The organism is Pseudomonas lutea, assembly GCF_000759445.1.
Lineage (GTDB): Bacteria > Pseudomonadota > Gammaproteobacteria > Pseudomonadales > Pseudomonadaceae > Aquipseudomonas > Aquipseudomonas lutea.
The window spans coordinates 363,204-382,451 of sequence record NZ_JRMB01000002.1 but is presented as its reverse complement, the minus strand read 5'-3'; the positions used below and the strand labels follow the sequence as shown (position 1 = coordinate 382,451).

Sequence of the window (19,248 nt, the reverse complement as noted above, 5' to 3'; positions counted from 1 at the left end):
TGCGACCCTGCGGCCAACCCTCATGTAAGCCTTTGGAAGGGTTATAAAAATTATTTAAAAAAGTGCTTGCCAGCTTTTTGATCGCTCCGTAGAATGCGCGCCACACCGAAGCGAAGGGTGATTAGCTCAGCTGGGAGAGCGTCTGCCTTACAAGCAGAATGTCGGCGGTTCGATCCCGTCATCACCCACCATTCGTTTCAAGTGTTACGCGCAGCGGTAGTTCAGTCGGTTAGAATACCGGCCTGTCACGCCGGGGGTCGCGGGTTCGAGTCCCGTCCGCTGCGCCATATTGAGTTACGAGGCCCTTGAACTCCTCGTAACGACAAAGAGAGCGACCTTAGGGTCGCTTTTTTTGTACCTGCGATTTGGTGAGCGCCTACAGGACGCAGAGCGTCGCGGGGCTGCATTACCACGCGGAGCGTGGGAACGATCAGTCAGCCAACGATCAGGCAACGATCAAGCGACCATCAAACATCAGCGCCAGAAATGGCCTCTTCCCGGCTAAAGCCGGTCCCACGAAAAGCAGAGTGCATCCAGAGCCGGTCCCACAAGAAGCAGAGCGTGGATCCATCGCGGGTGGCGGTGACCCCGACTGTGGGACCGGCTTCAGCCGGGAAGCTGTTGATCCATTCTTGATCTGCTTTCGATCTCGGTCGGCAAGGCGGGACTGTCATCCCACATCAATCTCCACAACATCCCCCACCAGCCGAACCGGCCAGGTCTTAAGCCGCAACGTCCCGTCTTCAAGACACGTGCCGTCTTCAAGCCGGTAATGCTGCTTATATAAAGGTGAAGCGATCACCAGATCCCCGCCCAGGCTGCCAATCAGTCCCCGCCCAATCACGTTCACCCCGGTCGCCGGATCGCGATTGTCCACCGCAAACAACTGTGGTGTGCCACCAATGGAGGCCACATAAAACAGCGCCACCTGCGCATGGCCCACCAGCGCCACCACTCCGGAATTCAATACCAGATCCTCGCGCGCGCACACCGCGCGCCAAACCTGGACTTTGGGCATGTCCATGACTAACGCCTTGACAGGGCTCATCGTGCAATCTCCTCAGCGGCAATCAGGTTGATTTCGCCAGCACGGGCAGGCCGGCGCTGGCTGCGTTCCTTGACGAAATGGATGTCCGGGTCAGCGGCCTTGTCGTTGACGAAGGTGCGGAAGCGCTTGAGTTTTTCCGGGCTTTTGAGCGCGTTCGCCCATTCGCATTCGTAACGGTCGACCACCAATTGCATCTGCGCCTCCAGCTCGGCGGCCAGCCCCAGGCTGTCATCGATCACCACCGACTTCAGGTAATCCAGACCGCCTTCCAGCGACTCGCGCCAGACCGAAGTGCGCTGCAGCTTGTCGGCGGTGCGGATGTAAAACATCAAGACGCGGTCGATGTAGCGAATCAGCGTTTCGTCGTCCAGATCGGTGGCGAACAATTCGGCGTGGCGCGGACGCATGCCGCCGTTGCCACACACGTACAGGTTCCAGCCGTTCTCGGTCGCGATCACACCGATGTCCTTGCTCTGCGCTTCGGCGCATTCCCGGGTGCAGCCGGACACTGCAAACTTCAGCTTGTGTGGCGAGCGCAGGCCTTTGTAACGGTCCTCGATGCTGAGGGCCATTTGCACGCTGTCCTGGACGCCGTAGCGGCACCAGGTGCTGCCCACACAGGATTTCACCGTGCGCGTCGATTTGCCGTAGGCATGACCGGTCTCGAACCCGGCAGCGATCAGCTCCGCCCAGATGTCTGGCAGCTCATGCAGCTGCGCGCCGAACAGGTCAATGCGCTGGCCGCCGGTGATCTTGGTGTACAGGTCGTACTTCTTGGCAACGGCTCCAATGGCGATCAAACCGTCCGGGGTGATCTCGCCCGCAGGGATGCGCGGCACCACCGAGTACGTGCCGTTCTTCTGCATGTTGGCCATGAAGGTGTCATTGGTGTCCTGAAGCGGCACCAGCGAAGGGTCCATGATCGGCCGGTTCCAGCACGACGCAAGGATAGAACCTACGACGGGCTTGCAGATATCGCAGCCCAGATGACCCTGCCCGTGCCGCGCGAGCATGTCGTCAAAGCTCTCGATGCTTTCCACGCGGGCGAGGGCGTAGAGCTCCTGGCGAGTGAAGGCGAAGTGCTCGCACAGGCTTTTATCCACGGCGACGCCGCGCGCGATCAGCTCATGCTCGAAGACACTTTTAAGCAGCGCCGCACAGCCACCGCAACCGGTGGCCGCCTTGGTGCATGCCTTGAGGCCGGCAAGGTCGGTGCAGCCGCCGTCGATGGCCGAGCAGATCGAGGCTTTGCTGACGTTATGGCACGAGCAAATGGTGGCAGTGGCAGGCAGAGCATCTGCGCCGAGGGTGGGCGCGCCATCGCTGTGGGGCAGGATCAGGCTCGACGGATCGGCGGGCAGTTTGATGCCGTTCTGCGCGTATTGCAGCAGGGTGTCGTAGTAGCTGTTGTCGCCCACCAGCACCGCGCCAAGCACTTGCTTGCCGTCGGCGGAGACGACCAGGCGACGGTAAGTGCCGGTGGCCTCATCGATGAACCGATAGCTGCGCGCGCCTGTCAGTGCGCCATGCGCGTCACCGATGGAGCCCACGTCAACGCCGAGCAATTTAAGTTTGGTCGACATGTCCGCACCGAAGAACGGCTCGGCGTCCAGATCACACAGCTGTGCGGCGACGTTGCGTGCCATCTGGTAACCGGGCGCGACGAGGCCGAAGACGCTGCCGTTCCAGGCGGCGCACTCGCCGATGGCATAGATATGGGCGTCGCTGGTGCGGCAGTGCTCGTCGATTGCAATGCCACCGCGCGGGCCCAACGCCAGGTCGCATTGGCGGGCGAGGGCGTCCTGCGGGCGGATGCCGGCGGAGAACACGATCAAGTCGGTTTCAAGAAACTCATCCCCGGCGAAATTCATGCGGTAGCGGTATTCCTCTCCGGCGCTGATCGATTGCGTGGCGCGAGACAGGTGCACGCCGACGCCGAGCGCTTCGATCCGTGCCTTTAGCGCTGCGCCGCCGTGGTCATCAAGTTGCACGGGCATCAGGCGCGGGGCAAATTCCACCACATGAGCTTCCAGCCCCAGCGACTTCAGTGCGTTGGCCGCTTCCAGGCCGAGCAATCCCCCGCCGACCACCACCCCGCGTTTCGCCTGGCTTGCGGCGGTACGGATGGTGTCAAGGTCGTCCAGCGTGCGATAGACCAGCCGCGAGTGGCCTTCGGCGCCTTCGATGGGCGGCACAAAAGGATATGAGCCGGTCGCCAGCACAAGCTTGTCGTAACCGAAGCTGCCCGTGGCGGTGACCACCTGGCGCCGGGCCCTGTCGATTTCCAGCACCGGAACGCCCAGGTGCAACGTCAGGCCGGCCTGCTCATATAAAGCTGCGTCACTCATTGCCAATGACTCGGCATCACGGCCGCCAAAGTATTCGGACAGATGCACGCGGTCGTAGGCCCGTTGGCCTTCTTCGCCGAACACGTGAATGTGAAAGCGCTGGAGGGCGCCAGCGGTGATCAGCTGTTCGACGCAGTGGTGACCCACCATGCCGTTGCCGACGACGATCAGGGTTTGGACATCGTTGAATGGGGCGACTGTGGTGTTCATATCGAGTCCCGGCCAAGGCCAATCAGGTTTTCGAAAGCAAAAAAAAGGCGCCCGGAACCTCTCGGTTCCAGGCGCCTTTGCCTGTTCTTTTATCGGTTGCCACTCGACCACAGTGTCGACAGCAACTTTGTTAGCCCAACGCCGTTGAAGGCTGGCGATCCACATTGACCGACCGGGCTGCCAACCGCGTGTTCAGGCTGGACATGCCAAGGAGCGTAGCAATGGCTGTGCCAGCGGCCTTGAGTAAGCAAGTCACGCTGGTATGGACGCGCTCTGCCCTTGATTCTGGCCACAGCGCGCCACGTCGCGGGTAAGCGCGCGCCTACAGCCTGTCGCCCGAAAGCTGGGTTTGAGTCAGCCCGAATCGGCACAACAACAGTGCGATTTCGCTCAAGCCGCCCCATCGTGAAGCCGGCGCCGCCTGCTGGAATTCATCGGGTACCGGCGCGAGATACGGCCAGCACGACTTCCAGCAACGCTGGCCTGCCGTTTGCAAAGCCCTGCCTAAAGGCAATCAACGCCGATTGCCATATTCACGACAAAGGCGCCGTGTGCTCTCCGTTTTTCGACGGGTGAGAACAGGGCGTCTTTTTTTTGCTTTCAGGAAACCGAATATGGCGATCAATCACATCAAGAGCGTGTGTCCTTATTGCGGCGTCGGCTGCGGCATCGTCATGCAGGTCGAGCACAACCGGGTGATCAAGGTAGTGGGCGACAAAGCCCACCCGAGCAACTTCGGTCGGCTGTGCACCAAAGGCACCACCTGCGGCCAGGCCATCGCCGACTCGGGGCGAATGGACTCAGCCTACGTGCGCCATCAGCGCAATCAAGATCCAGTGCGTGCCGACATGGACGTAGCCATCAGCGAAACCGCCCGCAGACTGCGCGGGATTCTGGACCGTGACGGACCTGGCGCGCTGGCGTTTTACGTGTCCGGGCAGATGTCCCTAGAGGCGCAATACCTGGCGAACAAGCTTGCGAAAGGCTTCGTGCGCACCCCCAACATCGAGTCCAATTCGCGGCTGTGCATGGCCAGCGCGGGCAGCGGCTACAAGCTGTCGTTGGGCGCTGATGGGCCGCCGGGCTCCTACGATGACTTCGACAAAGCCGACCTGTTTTTTGTCATCGGCGCGAACATGGCCGACTGTCACCCCATCCTTTTTCTGCGCATGATGGACCGGGTCAAAGCGGGGGCCAAGCTGATCGTCGTCGACCCGCGGCGCAGCGCCACGGCCGATAAGGCCAGCCTGTTCCTGCAAATCAAACCCGGCACCGACCTGGCGCTGCTCAACGGTTTGCTGCACTTGCTGGTGGAAAACGGCGACACCGATGCGGACTTCATCGCCTCCCACACCCAGGGCTGGGACGCCATGAGCGGGTTTCTGGCCGACTACACGCCTGCCAGCGTCGCGCAGACCACCGGGCTGTCGGAGGACGACATTCGTGAAGCGGCGCGCATGATCGGTTCCGCGGCCGAGTGGATGAGTTGCTGGACCATGGGGCTGAATCAGAGCATCCATGGCACCTGGAACACCAACGCCGTGTGCAACCTGCATCTGGCCACCGGTGCGATTTGTCGTCCCGGCAGCGGTCCGTTTTCCCTGACCGGCCAGCCGAATGCCATGGGCGGAAGGGAAATGGGCTACATGGGGCCGGGCCTGCCAGGGCAACGCTCGGTGCTGGTGGATGCCGATCGCAGCTTTATCGAAGACCTATGGCACATTCCCCGCGGCAGCGTGCCCCATCAACCCGGCGGCGGCACCATTGACCTGTTCGAGCAGATGCGTGACGGCGTGATCAAGGCCTGCTGGATCATCTGCACCAATCCCGTGGCCAGCGTCGCCAATCGTAAAACGGTCATTGACGCCTTGAAGGCGGCCGAACTGGTGATTACCCAGGACGCCTTTCTCGACACCGAAACCAACCGTTACGCGGACATCCTCTTGCCGGGGGCGCTTTGGGCCGAAGCGGAAGGGGTGATGATCAACTCCGAGCGCAATCTGAATCTGACCCGCAAGGCGGTCGATGCGCCGGGGCAGGCACTGCCGGATTGGCAAATCATCGCCAGGGTCGCCTGTGAGATGGGCTTTGCCGAGGCCTTCACTTACGCCAGCGCCGAGGACGTGTTCGAGGAAATAAAACAGGCGTGGAATCCGGACACCGGTTACGACATTCGTGGCGCCAGCTATGCCCGGCTGCGTGACCAACCGCTGCAATGGCCCTGCGGACCTGACAACGAAAGCACGCGCAACCCGATTCGCTACCTTGGCTTGCGAGATACTCTGGCGGGCGCCACGGCGCCGACCCGACCTACAGGCCCGATATTTCCGACGCAGACGGGCAAAGCGGTATTTTTCCCACGGCCACACATGCCGCCCGCTGAACGGCCTGATGATGAATTTCCCATCGTGCTGAATACCGGTCGCCTGCAGCACCAATGGCACACGCTGACGAAGACCGGGAAAGTGCCGACACTGAATGCGCTCAACGCGCGGCCGTTCATCGAGGTGCATCCCGACGATGCTCAGTCGCTGGGCATTCGCGAGGGGGACGGCGTTGAGATTCGTTCGGCACGAGGGCTCGCGGTGCTGCCTGCGATGATCAGCGAACGCGTACTGCCGGGTAACTGTTTCGCGCCTTTTCACTGGAACGACGTGTACGGCGACAACCTAGCGATCAATGCGGTGACCCACGACGCCGTCGACCCTGTTTCACGACAACCCGGATTCAAATATTGCGCGGTGGCCCTGCGCAAGGTGGAGCTGATCGGGCACCGCTTTCTCGATGAGCCTTCTACCGAGACCGCTGTGCAGGACGCACTCGGAGATGCGCCGTTCTTGACGCTGTTGTGGGCGTCGCAGACTGGGAATGCCGAAGCGCTGGCCAGGCAATTCGGCGACCATCTGCGTAATGCAGGCGTTGCTGTTCAAGTGTCAGCCATGGACAGTTTCCCCATGGCCCGGCTGGACGACGTGCAGAACGTCGCGCTTATCAGCAGCACATTTGGCGACGGCGAATCCCCCGACAACGGGCAACGGTTCTGGCAGGCCCTGGCGACGCGGGACCTGCCGCTGACAGCGCTGCGCTACGCCGTGCTGGCGCTGGGTGATTCCAGTTACGACAGCTTCTGTCAGCACGGCAAGAACCTCGATCGGCAACTTCAACACTTGGGCGCTTCGTCGCTGATCCCCAGAATCGATTGCGACGGCGACTATCGCACCCACGCGACTGGCTGGTTCGCCGGGCTGCAGCAGGCGTTGTCGCTGAATCTTCCTACGCTACCGGTGGGCGACAATGGCGTGGCGCTTGGCGATTATCCTTCACGGGAACGGCCGTATAGCGCTCGATTGGTGCTGAATCGGCGACTGAACGCCAACGGTGCCGCCAAAGACACGCGGCAATTGGCGCTGTGCCTGGAGGGTTCGGGTATGCGCTATGAGGCCGGGGATGCCTTGGGGGTCTGGCCGCGTAATTGCCCGGAATTGGTGAATGAGCTGCTGGAACTCACAGGGCTGAATGCCGAGCAACCGGTGCGGGCTACGCAGGACACTGATGTGCCGCTGCGTCGGGCGCTGGCCGAGCGTGTCGAAATCGCACGGCCCGGCGTGGAAACGCTGCGCTTCATCGCCGAGCGCAACGGCAGCAACGACCTGAAGACCCTCCTTACCGAGCCGTTCAAAAGCGAGCTGAAGGACTGGCTGTGGGGCCGGCAGTTGGCCGATGTGTTGCGCGAATTCCCCGTCAGCTGCTCTGCGCAGGAGTTGCTGGACCATCTCAAGCCTCTGCAACCGCGGCTTTATTCCATTGCGTCCAGCGCCAAAGCACACCCGGATGAGGTGCACCTGACCGTTTCTGCCGTGCGCTACGGCCATCGAAAGGGTGTGTCGTCGACCTTTCTCGCTGATCGCGCGGATGACTGCGAGGTGCCTGTTTTCCTGCAGCCTACGCGGCATTTTCGTCCGCCCCTTGATGGCGATGTACCGATCATCATGATCGGTCCGGGCACAGGCGTGGCGCCGTTTCGGGCGTTTTTACAGGAACGGCGCGCGCGGGGTGATCGAGGAAATAACTGGCTGTTCTTTGGGGAACAACATCAGGCGACTGACTTTTACTACCGCGATGAGCTGCAAGCCATGCAGGCGGATGGCCTGTTGAGCAGGCTCAGCCTGGCGTTCTCGCGGGATCAGGCGGAGAAGATTTACGTCCAGCAGCGCATTTACGAGCAGGGTGCCGAACTCTGGCGCTGGCTGGAGGAGGGTGCGCACTTATACATCTGCGGCGACGCCTCGCGTATGGCGCGGGATGTGGATCAAACGCTGCGTGGGGTCATCAGCGAGCAGGGTGGCATGAGTCTCGAAAAAGCGGCCGAGCAATTACGCTTGCTGACCGAGCAGCAGCGCTATGTCCGCGACGTTTATTAAGGGCGTTCAGATGTCGTAGGACGGGCCGCTGAACCGCAACTGAACGGATTTCTCGATCAAACAAGAAAACCTTTGGATACCTGAACTTATCTGCCTTTTCTCCCTCTCATGCCGGTAGCCATTGATCGCGGCAGCCTGATAAGCTCGCGGCTTTACTCGTTTGCCCTATTGGCGCATGAACAAGGAAACAGAATGAAACAGCATCGGTTGGCAGCGGCGATTGCCCTGGTCGGTCTGGTACTCGCGGGTTGTGACAAGCAAGCCAGCACCGTCGAGCTGAAAACCCCGGCCCAGAAAGCCTCCTACGGCATCGGCCTGAACATGGGCAAAAGCCTGGCTCAGGAAGGCATGGACGATCTGGATTCCAAAGCGGTAGCGCTGGGTATCGAAGACGCCGTTGGCAAGAAAGAGCAGAAGCTCAAAGACGAAGAGCTGGTTGCAGCCTTCGGCGACCTGCAGAAGCGTGCCGAAGAGCGCATGGCCAAGATGAGCGAAGAGTCGGCAGCTGCCGGCAAGAAGTTCCTCGAGGAAAACGGCAAGCGTAAGGAAGTCACCACCACTGCTTCCGGTCTGCAGTACGAAATCATCAAGAAAGCCGACGGTCCTGTACCCAAGCCGACTGATGTCGTCACCGTTCACTACGAAGGCAAGCTGACTGACGGCAAAGTCTTTGACAGTTCCGTCGAGCGCGGCAGCCCGATTGATCTGCCGGTCAGCGGTGTGATCCCGGGTTGGGTCGAAGGCCTGCAGCTGATGCACGTAGGCGAGAAGGTCAAACTCTACATCCCTAGCGAACTGGCCTATGGCGCTCAAAGCCCAAGCCCGACGATCCCGGCGAACTCGGTTCTGGTCTTTGACCTTGAACTGCTCGGTATCAAGGACCCTGCAGCAGCAGGTGCCAACGATGCTGCTGCCGGCGCTGATGAAGAGGAAGAAGCTGCTCCGGCAGCCGAACCGGCCAAGCCAGCCGCCAAGAAGTAAGCGATTCATCGTTTAATCGCTGCTTAAAAAATGCCCCGTCTTGACGGGGCATTTTTGTTTCCGGGTGGATTTGATCGAACCGGGTAAGGGGAAGCGGAGTCCCATATGCGAAGGTTGTAGCGCCTGAAGCCGGGATTTGTCGGAGACTGAGCGGCTCGGAACACACCGGCACCAATGTCCATAACTGGGCTAAGTCAACAACTTTGTGCAGCTTTTATGTGAGTAAAAAACGCGCTATCTAAGTCGAGGCCCTATAAAACGGGGGCTTGGCCTTGGAAATACAGCGCTGTTCACAAGGTTATCCACAATTTGTGTGGATAACCTTTGGCTGTTCCGCCGGCTATAGGCAGTGCATTTCTGCAGATGGTAAAGCAGACCTTAAGCCCGATTTTTATCGGTAATGATGGAGTGGATATGAAAGCACCGTGGAATCTCATTCGTTACCTGCCCATGGCCAGACGCCTGATGGCAGCAGGGCGTTTGCCCGCATTGCTGTTTGCCGTCGCGGGTAAAGCCGCCAGCGAAGGTGGTCGGCTAGGCAAACTGAAGGACGATCTGAAACTGCTTCAAGCCTTGTGCCTGGCCTACTGGCGAGGTGAGTACCGGGCGATCAGCGGCAAGGCTATTCTTTCGGTCGTGGCAGGCTTGATGTATTTCCTCAGCCCGCTGGATGCGATCCCGGACTGGATTCCCGGCTTGGGAATGCTTGATGACATCGCCGTGCTCGCTTGGGTGATGAAGCACCTTGAAGCGGAGCTCAGCGCGTTTCGTGCCTGGCGCGAGCAGCAACACCCGGACAAGCTAGCGGTGGTCGAACGTTTGCCAGCGACGCCTGTGCTGCTTGAGCAAGAAAAGAAGGTCTGACAGGGTTTGGCCGGGCAGTGATGCAGCCTCGCCATCCCTGGATTGATTGCGCTACCCAAGTCATCGCCCGCCGCTGTTAAGATGCCGCCCATACTTAGAAAAGACTGCACCAAGCGTTTTTTGGTCCTACAGGGGGTGGTATGGATATTCAGGTTATTTCGCGGGATGGAGAGCCGGAATATGCCGTGCTGCCTTGGGCCCAGTACCAGGCCCTGTTACGCGCGGCGGGAGTTTCGCCATTGCAGGCATCTTCATCCTCTGTAGGCGCTGCGCCCGAGCCTGTGGGGGCGGCGAATCCGGCCCCCGGCGTGGTAGACCTCCCCTCATTCGATCAGCTAGGCGCGTTGCGCGAAGCCAAAGGGCTCGAAGTGGCGCAATTGGCCCGCGCCGTGGGCATTAGTCCCTCCTACCTGGACCTCATCGAGAATGGTAAGCGTCAGCCGGACGCTGCGATTCGTCGCAGCCTGGCATGGGAACTCGGTGTCGCGGGTTGGCGGGGTGAGGCATGAGCGTGCGCATCAGTCGGCAGCATTGGGATGCCCTGCTGGCGGAACTGGACCTGGCCCGTCGCCAGCGTCATCTGGTCACCTACCGCGCGCTGCTCGAACGCTTGCAACTGCCCACCCCCGCCATGCAAACCCTGACCGCAGCCTTGGAGCACCTGGCCGCCATCGACGCGCGTGCCGAGCAGCCACTGCGCAGCGCACTGGTGATCAGTCAGGGCGCGAGTCGTCTGCCGCGCACCGGGTTCTTCGAATGCGTAGAACGCATCGGCCGATTCTCCGGTCCATCCGACGGCATCGCCGCCGCCTCGTGGCACGCCTCCGAAGTGGCCCGGGTCTTCGAGTTCGATTACCCGCAACCGGCTAAGCCAGAATAGGGTTTTGACCGGCTTGCTGGCGAACCTAGTCTGCCTGCCGCCTTAAATGTGACTGGCACGGCGCGTTCGCCAGCAAGCCGGCTCCTACAATGGGTTCTGTGTCAGGTACACAATCCGCGTCGCGCCCAGCAGGGAGCCACCGTCGGATATATCCGCGCCAGGCACGGGTCCGAAGGAGCCGGCTTGAGCTGAGATGCTGATCGCAGCTGCCACGCTTCGCTACCGCATATTGAAGGCTGCCGCGCGTTTTACTGCCAACGGCATTCTGTAGGAGCCGGCTTGCTGGCGAACCTGGTTTGCCTGCCGCCATCAATGTGGCTGACGCGGCACCCGCCTCCTACAGTGGGATATGTCATCCTTACATCGGGGTAGGGATGACGGCATGCAGACAAGTTCATTGGATCAAACCCATATGGCGTCCCACAGCGGATAGTCATGCACCCGCCTTACGAGCCCGGCGCGGATGGGGTTGGCGATAACGTAGCGAGCCACGGTCTCTAGGTCTTCTTGGTAACGAATGGCCCGATCGTGAAAGCCCCGCTGCCAGAATCGGCCTGATCGGCCCAGAGACTTGTTCACATTTCGCGCTGTGTGTGATTTCACCGCCAGAACTAGGTCCTCCAGAGTGGAGTGTTCAAGCTCCACCAGCCAATGCAAATGGTCCGGCATCACCACCCACGCCAAGGATTTCGCAAGGCCTTGCCTCTGCGCATCCCGCATTTGATGTACGAGCAAACGGCCCATCTGCCAATTTTGGAAGAAGCATTGCCGCTGGTGAGTGACCACTGTGATGAGGTAGATCTGCCCCGGCTGGGAATAGCGTCCATTACGCAACCGTCCTGCGTGGTAGGTCTTCTGCATGGTGAAGCCGTCCTGTCTGGCGAAAGTGCCGGAAGGCTAGTGCCGCGCAGTTTGCTTTGCGTTTGGATTGCGGTTCAAAGTATGACGCGGCTGCAGATGGTTCCCGTCGCATGGCCGGTTTACAGGGGAACTGCGTAGTGTCAGCTGATGTGTCAATGCTGCTCCGGCGCGTTCGCCAGCAAGCCGGCTCCTACAGTGGGAGACAGCAAGTCGGCTTCTGCAGCAGGTTGGGCATTCGGCACACACACACACACACACACGCGTTGGCCGCAACAGTGGATCGTGGCCTCAAACACATCATCAGGATCAGGTAAAAATCCGTAGGAGCCGGCTTGCTGGCGAACCCGGTTTACCTGCCGCCATCAATGTGGCTGACATGGCCCGTTCGCCAGCAAGCCGGCTCCTCCAGTGGGAGACAGCAGCCGGTTCCTGCAGCAGGTTGAGCATCCGGTACACACCCGCGTCGGCCGCAACAGTGGATCGTAGTCTCAAACACCTCATCAGGATCAGGCAAAAATCCGTAGGAGCCGGCTTGCTGGCGAACCACGTGTTCACCCCGTTATCGCCTGATTCATCGCTGCGATGACCTCCGCCTCCAGCGTATCAATCACGTGCACACTCGCGCCGATGACTTCCTTGGCGTGATGCTTGGCCTGGGAGGCCAGTTCGGCGAGCTGGCTGGCGTCGAGTGTGGTACACACCTCGGGATGCAGATGCACCACGCCAATCGACAGCGACAGCAAGGGGAATTCCTGACGCTGGCCCTGGCGGTTCAGCGCTACGAAGCAGCCGGCTTCAAGGTGCTCGGCGCGGTAGAAGCGCCGGCATTGGTTCTGGAAGTCTTCAAGCAACAGGTTCAAGCGCTTGCGCCAGTCTTCCGAGCCCAGTACCAGCAGAAAATCGTCACCGCCGATATGCCCGACGAAGTCACGGCTGGGGTCGATACGGTCGTTCAGGCACTGCGCCAGACACAGCAACACTTCGTCGCCGCGCCCGTAGCCATAGATGTCGTTGAAGGGCTTGAAGCTGTCGATGTCCACGTAGCAAATCATCGACTCGCGCCCCTGTTGCAGCAGCCGGGTCAGGCACTGCTGAATGGGCACGTTCCCCGGCAACAGGGTCAGCGGGTTGGCGTAGCGCGCCTGCTGAATCTTCAATTCCGTGATCAGCTTGAGCACGTCAATCACCCGGCCCAGCCCCAGGTACGTGCCGTTCTGCATGATGACGAAATCTTCTTCGATGCGTTGCCGCGCGCGGCTGGTGATCAGTCGGCTGACTTGCTGCAGCGACTGACTCAGCTCGACGGCAAGAAAATCGTCACTCATCAACCGGCTGATGGGCTTGCGCGCATACAGCTCAGTGGCAAAAGGCTGGAGCAACACGTCCGACAATGAATGGCGATGCACAATGCCGATCGGCTGATTGTGCTCATCCAGCACCGCCAGTGAATTAAGGTTGGCCTGCTTGCGAAACGCCTCCAGCACAGTGGCGGTGGGAGTCGTTTGTACGACGGCTGGCAACTCATTCAGCAGCGCCGTCAGGTCGCTGGTCTCTTCGCTTAACGTCGCAGCGGCAGGATCGGTTTTTGGGAGCAACGCGCGCGCATCCCGGGGCGGAAACTCCTGCGGACGGCACAGCAAATACCCCTGAACCAACTCGACGCCCATCTCGATCAGCACGGCCAACTCTTCCTGCAGTTCGATCCCTTCGGCAATGACCAGCGCCCGCGACGCCTTGGCCATCTGCAGCATTGAGCCGACGAATTCGCGCTTGACCGCGTCCTGGTGAATGCCGTCGATGAAATGCCGGTCGATCTTGACGTAATCCGGGCGCAGCTCTGACCACAGCCGCAGGCTGGAATACCCGGCGCCCAAATCGTCAAGGGCAATGGAAAAGCCCATGTCCCGGTAGTGGTAAAGCGCGTTGTACAGCAGGCCGAAGTCGTCGGTTGGCGTCTGCTCCGTCAGCTCGATGACTACCCGGCTGGGCGGAATGCCGTAACGTTGCAACAGCTGCAAGGTGCGCCCGGGAGGGTGCGAGGCTTCGAGCAGGGATTCCGGCGAGATGTTGAGGAACAGCTTGCCGTCCAGTTTCTGCTGGCTGAAGCGCCGACACGCCGATTCGCGACAGGCCAGTTCCAGCTCGCTAAGGCGACCGGCCTGGCGGGCTACGGCAAACAGATTCAGAGGAGAGTGGAGGGCGCTGTTGGAAGGGCCGCGCGTCAGGGCTTCGTAGCCGAGGATGCGTCGATCCGATAGCGACACAATCGGTTGGAACAGGCTGTGCAAGTCGCGCTGAGTCAGGATCGAGCTCAGCGCGCTCAGCTGTTCAGTCACAGTCATGGCAATCTCGGGGCAAGAAAAAGGGGCTGGACGCCTATGGCGCCGAGCCCCGCTATTTCACGACAGCTTCATGACTGTTTGATGACTATTTGCCATCATTTCATCATGTTTCATGCCCATCTTACTTCTTGGCAACCGAACCGCTCAGACCCAGGTAGTCCAGCAAGATGCGCCCGGTTTCGGCCAGGTAGGCGTCATCTTCCGGTTTAGTCTTGTCGTCATCCGAAGGCAGCGCGTCTTCGTCTTCCTTCTTGAGTTCCTTCAGCGGCTCTTCACCTTTGGCCTTGCGACGCACGTTCTCCATCGCCAACTGCTTGCTCTCGATATCGGCGTGCTCCTTGCGGCGCTCGGCTTCATTGAGGCTGACGGTCTTCTCGCTCATCAGCTTCTTGGCCAGCGCGAGTTTTTCTTCGATGAAGACGAACTCGGCGTCTTTGGCAGAGCGAACGTCGTGGCGCGATTGCAGCTGAGCCAGGAACGGCTTGAACGGATCCACCGCAGGCTTGATCGCCGGTTTGATGGTGTCGTAGGTCATGGCTTCAGGCAGTGCGCTTTCGCCGATTTCCTTGGTGTCGATGATCGACGGATACGCGATGTCCGGCAACACGCCCTGGTGTTGGGTGCTCTGACCGGAAACCCGGTAGAACTTCGCCAGCGTCAGTTTCAGCTCGCCGTGATTGAGCGGCTGGATCGTCTGCACGGTGCCCTTGCCGAAGGTCTGGCCGCCAATGATCAATGCGCGGTGGTAGTCCTGCATGGCGCCGGCAAAAATTTCCGAAGCCGAAGCCGAGAGGCGGTTGACCAGCAATGCCATCGGGCCTTTGTAGAACGCGCCGCTGTTTTCGTCTTCCAGCACGTCAACCTTGCCGTCGGCGTTGCGCACCAGAACGGTCGGGCCTTTATCGATAAACAGGCTGGTCAGCTCGGTGGCCTCCTGCAGAGAACCGCCACCGTTGTTGCGCAGGTCGATGACCACGCCGTCGACTTTCTCCGACTGCAGCTCGGTCAGCAGCTTCTTGACGTCGCGGGTGGTGCTCTTGTACTCGGGATCGCCGGCGCGGTAGGCCTTGAAGTCCAGATAGAAAGCAGGGATCTCGATGACGCCCAGCTTGTAGTCCTTGCCGTCCTGATTCAGGTGCAGCACCGACTTCTTCGCCGCTTGCTCTTCGAGCTTCACCGCTTCACGGGTGATCGACACGATCTTGGTGGTCTGGTCACTTGGCGCGTTGCTCGCCGGGACGATTTCCAGGCGCACGACCGAACCCTTCGGACCGCGAATCAATTTGACCACTTCATCCAGACGCCAGCCGATTACGTCGACCATCTCTTTGTCGCCTTGGGCGACGCCGATAATCTTGTCCGCGGTCGCCACTTGCTTGGTCTTGGCGGCGGGGCCGGCCGGGACCAGACGGACAATCTTGACGTTGTCGTTGTCGCTCTGCAGCACTGCGCCGATGCCTTCCAGCGACAGGCTCATGTTGATGTCGAAGTTTTCCGCGCTGTCAGGCGACAGGTAATTGGTGTGCGGATCGTAGGACATCGCGAAGGTGTTGAGGTACGCCTGGAACACGTCCTCGCTGCGGGTCTGACCCACGCGCGCGAGCTGGTTCTTGTAACGCTTGGTCAGGGTCTCCTGAATCTTGGCCGGGTCTTTGCCCGCAATCTTCAGGCGCAGAACTTCGTCCTTGACGCGTTTGCGCCACAGGTCGTCGAGTTCGGCTTCGTTCTTGGCCCAAGGTGCGTCTTTGCGATCAACCAGCAAGGTTTCCTGAGTGTTGAGGTCGATTTTGTCGACGCCCTTGTTCAGTTGCGCCAGGGCGAAATCCAGACGCGACTTGATGCGGTCCAGATAACGCTTGTAAATGGTGAAGCCCGGTGCCAGGTCGCCGCTCTTGAGGAAGTCGTCGAACTGGAAACGCCACTTGTCGAACTCGGCGATGTCGCTGGCGAGAAAATAGCTGCGCGCAGGATCGAGGAGTTTCAGGTAGCTCTGATAGATGATTTCGGAGCGCTTGTCGTCCAGCGGCGGCTTGCTGTAGTGGTGGCGCTTGAGCAGCTCCACGACATTCAGACTGGCGATGACTTCATCGCGATCAGGTTGAAGATTATCCCAGCTGTTGGCGGCAAACGAACTGCCTGACATTGGCAGGACTGTCAGGCCAATGAGGAGTGCAAGGGTAGTGCTGGGTAAAAAATGCTTCATGCTGATTCGACGCGGGGACAATTGATAACGCATATTAGGCCGTCTTTGGAGGTCGCCGGTTCGGTCAGAACACGGTCGCATAATGCAAAAAGCCCAACGGCCGTGAGGCACATTGGGCTCAGTCAAGACTCACTATGGAGGCACCGTGAAAGCATTGCAAGGCGTTGAAGGTCGGGTGGAATGGGTTGAACAACCCTCGCCGACGCTGGATGTAGGACAAGTCCGCATCAAGGTGGCCGCAGCGGGACTCAATCGTGCCGATCTGTTGCAACGTTCGGGGCATTACCCGCCGCCGCCGGGTGTCACGGAAATCCTTGGAATGGAATGCTCGGGGGTGATCGCCGAAGTGGGTTCGGGCACTGCCTGGGAGGTCGGCGACCGTGTGTGCGCGCTGGTTGCAGGCGGTGCAATGGCTGAAGAGCTGGTTGTCGACGCACGGCATGTACTGCCGGTGCCCGAGGGCATTTCACTGCACGAAGCGGCGGGTATTCCTGAAGTCTATGCCACCGCCTGGCTGAACCTGTTTCAACTGGCCGGCCTCAAGCCCGGCGAAAAAGTGTTGCTGCACGCCGGTGCAAGTGGCGTTGGTTCAGCTGCCATTCAGCTTTGTAAAGCTTTCGGCAACCCGGTCTGGGTGACAGTCGGTTCGGCAGAGCGGCTGGCGTATTGCGAAGCGCTGGGCGCACAGGGCGGTGTGCTGCGCACCGAAAACCTTGACGCATTGAACGACTTCGCGCCGTTCCAGGTGATCCTTGATCCGGTCGGCGCGAACTATGCCGCCCTCAACCTGAAGGTGCTGGGTGTGGACGGTCGCCTCGTGCTGATTGGTTTGATGGGCGGGCGCAAGTCCGAACTGGATTTCGCCCAGGTGCTGGGCAAGCGCATTCACATCCTCGGCTCGACCCTGCGCAGCCGCGATGACCAGTTCAAGGCTGACCTGCTCAGCGATCTGGGGCAGCACGTCATGCCTCTGTTTACTGAAGGCCGGCTCAAGCCGCAACTGGCGCGCAGCTTCCCGATCAGCGAAGCGGAAGCGGCTTATGCGGAGCTGGCAACCAATCAGGTGTCGGGCAAGGTCGTGCTGGTGATCGACCCAAGTCTGGTTTAACAGGCCTGATCTGCAGGGTTAAAACAGTAGGAGCGCGCCCGTCGTCAAGACGCAATGCCGCTTGGCAACACAACCCCTGTGGGAGTGAGCTTGCTCGCGAAGACTGCGTTACAGGCGCTGAAAGTGAGCGGATGCACCAGCCTCTTGGCGAGCAAGCTCACTCCCACGCCCTGTGTTCCCTTGGGCGCAGCGCTTGGATCACTTCCAGTGGTGAATCGGCCAACCCGCTTTCTCCGCCACTTCTCGCAATGCCGGGTCTGGATTTACCGCATGCGGAAAATCGACTTTCTGCAGCAGCGGCAGGTCATTGCGTGAGTCCGAATAAAAACTTGCGCCTTCCAGGTTCTCGCCTTCCTGATCCAGCCACTCCATCAAACGCGTGATTTTGCCTTCGCGATAGGTCAGCACCCCAAGGGTCTTGCCGCTGTAAACGCCGTGGGCGACTTCCAGATCAATCGCCAGCACTTCCTCCACGCCGATGCGCTCGGCAATGGCCTTGACCAGATGCACGCCCGATGCCGAAATGATCAGAATGCGATCCCCGGCGGCGCGGTGTTCGGCGATGGCTTTGGTGGCGTCACTGAAAATGATCGGCTCGATGTAGTCTTCCACCCAGGGGCCCACCAGAAACTCCACTTCTTCTGGCGTGCGTCCGATCATCGGGTCCAGGCTAAACGCCATGTAATCTTCCATGGCCAACTCGCCTTTGCCGTAGGCCTCCATCAGTTCATGGTCCTTTCTCATGAACCACTCGGGATCGACCCAGCCCAGACGCCCCATCTGCTCGCTCCACAGACTGGAACAGTCACCGTGGATCAGGGTTTCGTCCAGATCGAAAATTGCTAAAGCCATTGAAGCTGCCCTCTTTCTTGATACTGGCGCAGTCCTTTGTAGGAGCGCGCTTGCCCGCGATTGCGCTGGGTCAGCACCTTAGATGCCGCCTGATCCGACGCGTTCGCCAGCAAGCCGGCTCCTACAGTGTGGCGTCGGCTTCATGCGACCTCGCACAACGCCGAGTCTTCAATGTGCAGGGTGACGCGCTGGCCGTTCGGGTGCAAGTCGCTGGCCGAGCGATTGAGCACGTCGACGACCAGTTCCACACCGCGGGCTTCGACGCGATAGCGGATCACATTTCCCAACAGGCTGTGGCTACGCACTTCGCCCTCCAGCGAACCGGTCAGGGTCAACTGAATGGCTTCCGGGCGAATCGCCACGCGGCTGTTGATCGGGCGCAGCATCAGGCGACTGGCCGCGTCGGCTTCCAGCAGGTTGTAGTTGCCGATGAAGCCGGCGGCGAAAGCATCGACCGGTGCGGTGTACAGGGTTTCGGCGTCGCCGCTCTGCACGATCCTGCCCTGATTCATCAGGAAAATCCGGTCCGACATGGTCAGTGCTTCTTCCTGATCGTGGGTCACGAAAATCGTCGTCAGCCCCAGCTCTTGTTGAATGGCGCGAATCTGCTCGCGCAGGTGTTTACGGATGCGCGCATCAAGGGCTGACAACGGCTCGTCAAGCAGCAGCAGGCGAGGGCGGGTCACCAGCGAGCGCGCCAGTGCCACGCGCTGGCATTGCCCGCCCGACAGCTGATGCGGATAGCGGTTGGCGAACTCGTTGAGCTCCACCAGCTTCAGCACCTCGGCCACGCGCTGCTTCATCTCATCGGTGCTGACTTTCTGCATGCGCAGGCCGAAGGCGACGTTCTGTTCCACGTTCATGTTGGGAAACAGCGCATAGCTCTGAAAGACCATGCCGATGCCGCGTTTTTGCGGCGCTACCGGCACAAGGTCCTTGCCGTCCAGGAAGATCCTGCCGCTGGTCACGGGGGTCAGCCCGGCGATGCAGCGCAGCAATGTGGATTTGCCGCAGCCGGACGGGCCGAGCAGGGTGACGAACTCGCCTTTGTTGATCGCGCAATTGATGTCGCTGAAGACCGCTGTACTGCCGTACGTCTTTTGCAGGTTTTCGACACTGACGAAGCTCAT

The 19,248-nt window shown here is 60.3% G+C and carries 13 protein-coding genes and 2 tRNA genes; 8 read left to right on the top strand and 7 right to left on the bottom strand.

The genetic code is table 11. The features are described from left to right. The first annotated feature begins 115 nt into the window (after positions 1-115). Positions 116-191: transfer RNA gene (locus LT42_RS13850), tRNA-Val, on the top strand. Between the two features lie 19 nt (positions 192-210). Further along, positions 211-287 (top strand) — tRNA-Asp (locus LT42_RS13845). Positions 288-670: 383 nt separating this feature from the next. Here LT42_RS13845 and nirD read toward each other — a convergent pair. Next, the gene (gene nirD, locus LT42_RS13840) at positions 671-1,048 is read right to left on the bottom strand and encodes a nitrite reductase small subunit NirD (protein ID WP_052075281.1); all 378 of its coding nucleotides are present in this window, start codon (positions 1,046-1,048) and stop codon (positions 671-673) included. Further along, positions 1,045-3,606 carry a nitrite reductase large subunit NirB gene (gene nirB / locus LT42_RS13835; RefSeq protein ID WP_037013887.1) on the bottom strand — a complete coding sequence of 854 codons (2,562 nt, stop codon included), beginning with the start codon at positions 3,604-3,606 and terminating at the stop codon, positions 1,045-1,047. Before nirB ends, nirD begins: the two co-directional genes overlap by 4 nt. Before the next feature lie 614 nt (positions 3,607-4,220). Here nirB and LT42_RS13830 point away from each other — a divergent pair. The 5 genes from LT42_RS13830 to LT42_RS13810 all read left to right on the top strand — a co-directional run bounded on the left by LT42_RS13830 (position 4,221) and on the right by LT42_RS13810 (position 10,752). Then, positions 4,221-8,027 (top strand): bifunctional nitrate reductase/sulfite reductase flavoprotein subunit alpha, encoded by a 3,807-nt coding sequence (locus LT42_RS13830; RefSeq protein ID WP_070356534.1) that lies wholly within the window; start codon positions 4,221-4,223, stop codon positions 8,025-8,027. Positions 8,028-8,219: 192 nt separating this feature from the next. Next, positions 8,220-9,008, top strand: coding sequence for a BamJ family beta-barrel-assembly machinery protein (locus LT42_RS13825; RefSeq protein ID WP_037013885.1), 789 nt, complete (start codon positions 8,220-8,222; stop codon positions 9,006-9,008). Positions 9,009-9,422: 414 nt separating this feature from the next. Beyond that, entirely contained in the window at positions 9,423-9,872 is a 450-nt protein-coding gene (locus LT42_RS13820) for a YkvA family protein (protein ID WP_037013883.1), read from the top strand. A 140-nt stretch (positions 9,873-10,012) separates the two neighbouring features. After that, positions 10,013-10,381: a helix-turn-helix domain-containing protein gene (locus tag LT42_RS13815; RefSeq protein WP_037013882.1), complete on the top strand. Its 369-nt coding sequence runs from the start codon at positions 10,013-10,015 to the stop codon at positions 10,379-10,381. Continuing rightward, positions 10,378-10,752: a hypothetical protein gene (locus LT42_RS13810; protein WP_037013879.1), complete on the top strand. Its 375-nt coding sequence runs from the start codon at positions 10,378-10,380 to the stop codon at positions 10,750-10,752. Before LT42_RS13815 ends, LT42_RS13810 begins: the two co-directional genes overlap by 4 nt. Positions 10,753-11,154: 402 nt before the next feature. Here LT42_RS13810 and LT42_RS13805 read toward each other — a convergent pair whose 3' ends face one another. From LT42_RS13805 to LT42_RS13795, 3 genes are all read right to left on the bottom strand, one after another. Next, on the bottom strand, positions 11,155-11,613 hold the full coding sequence (locus LT42_RS13805; protein ID WP_037013876.1) for an REP-associated tyrosine transposase: 459 nt from the start codon (positions 11,611-11,613) through the stop codon (positions 11,155-11,157). A 551-nt stretch (positions 11,614-12,164) separates the two neighbouring features. Next, positions 12,165-13,955: a bifunctional diguanylate cyclase/phosphodiesterase gene (locus tag LT42_RS13800; RefSeq protein ID WP_037013873.1), complete on the bottom strand. Its 1,791-nt coding sequence runs from the start codon at positions 13,953-13,955 to the stop codon at positions 12,165-12,167. A 121-nt stretch (positions 13,956-14,076) separates the two neighbouring features. Beyond that, positions 14,077-16,158 carry a carboxy terminal-processing peptidase gene (locus tag LT42_RS13795; RefSeq protein WP_208855909.1) on the bottom strand — a complete coding sequence of 694 codons (2,082 nt, stop codon included), beginning with the start codon at positions 16,156-16,158 and terminating at the stop codon, positions 14,077-14,079. 145 nt (positions 16,159-16,303) lie between these two features. Here LT42_RS13795 and LT42_RS13790 point away from each other — a divergent pair, with 145 nt between their 5' ends. Further along, on the top strand, positions 16,304-17,266 hold the full coding sequence (locus tag LT42_RS13790) for an NAD(P)H-quinone oxidoreductase (RefSeq protein WP_037013868.1): 963 nt from the start codon (positions 16,304-16,306) through the stop codon (positions 17,264-17,266). A 198-nt stretch (positions 17,267-17,464) separates the two neighbouring features. On the opposite strand, the gene LT42_RS13785 is transcribed toward LT42_RS13790, so the two are convergent. Next, positions 17,465-18,118 (bottom strand): HAD family hydrolase, encoded by a 654-nt coding sequence (locus LT42_RS13785; RefSeq protein WP_037013867.1) that lies wholly within the window; start codon positions 18,116-18,118, stop codon positions 17,465-17,467. 140 nt (positions 18,119-18,258) lie between these two features. Next, positions 18,259-19,248 carry an ABC transporter ATP-binding protein gene (locus tag LT42_RS13780; protein ID WP_037013866.1) on the bottom strand — a complete coding sequence of 330 codons (990 nt, stop codon included), beginning with the start codon at positions 19,246-19,248 and terminating at the stop codon, positions 18,259-18,261.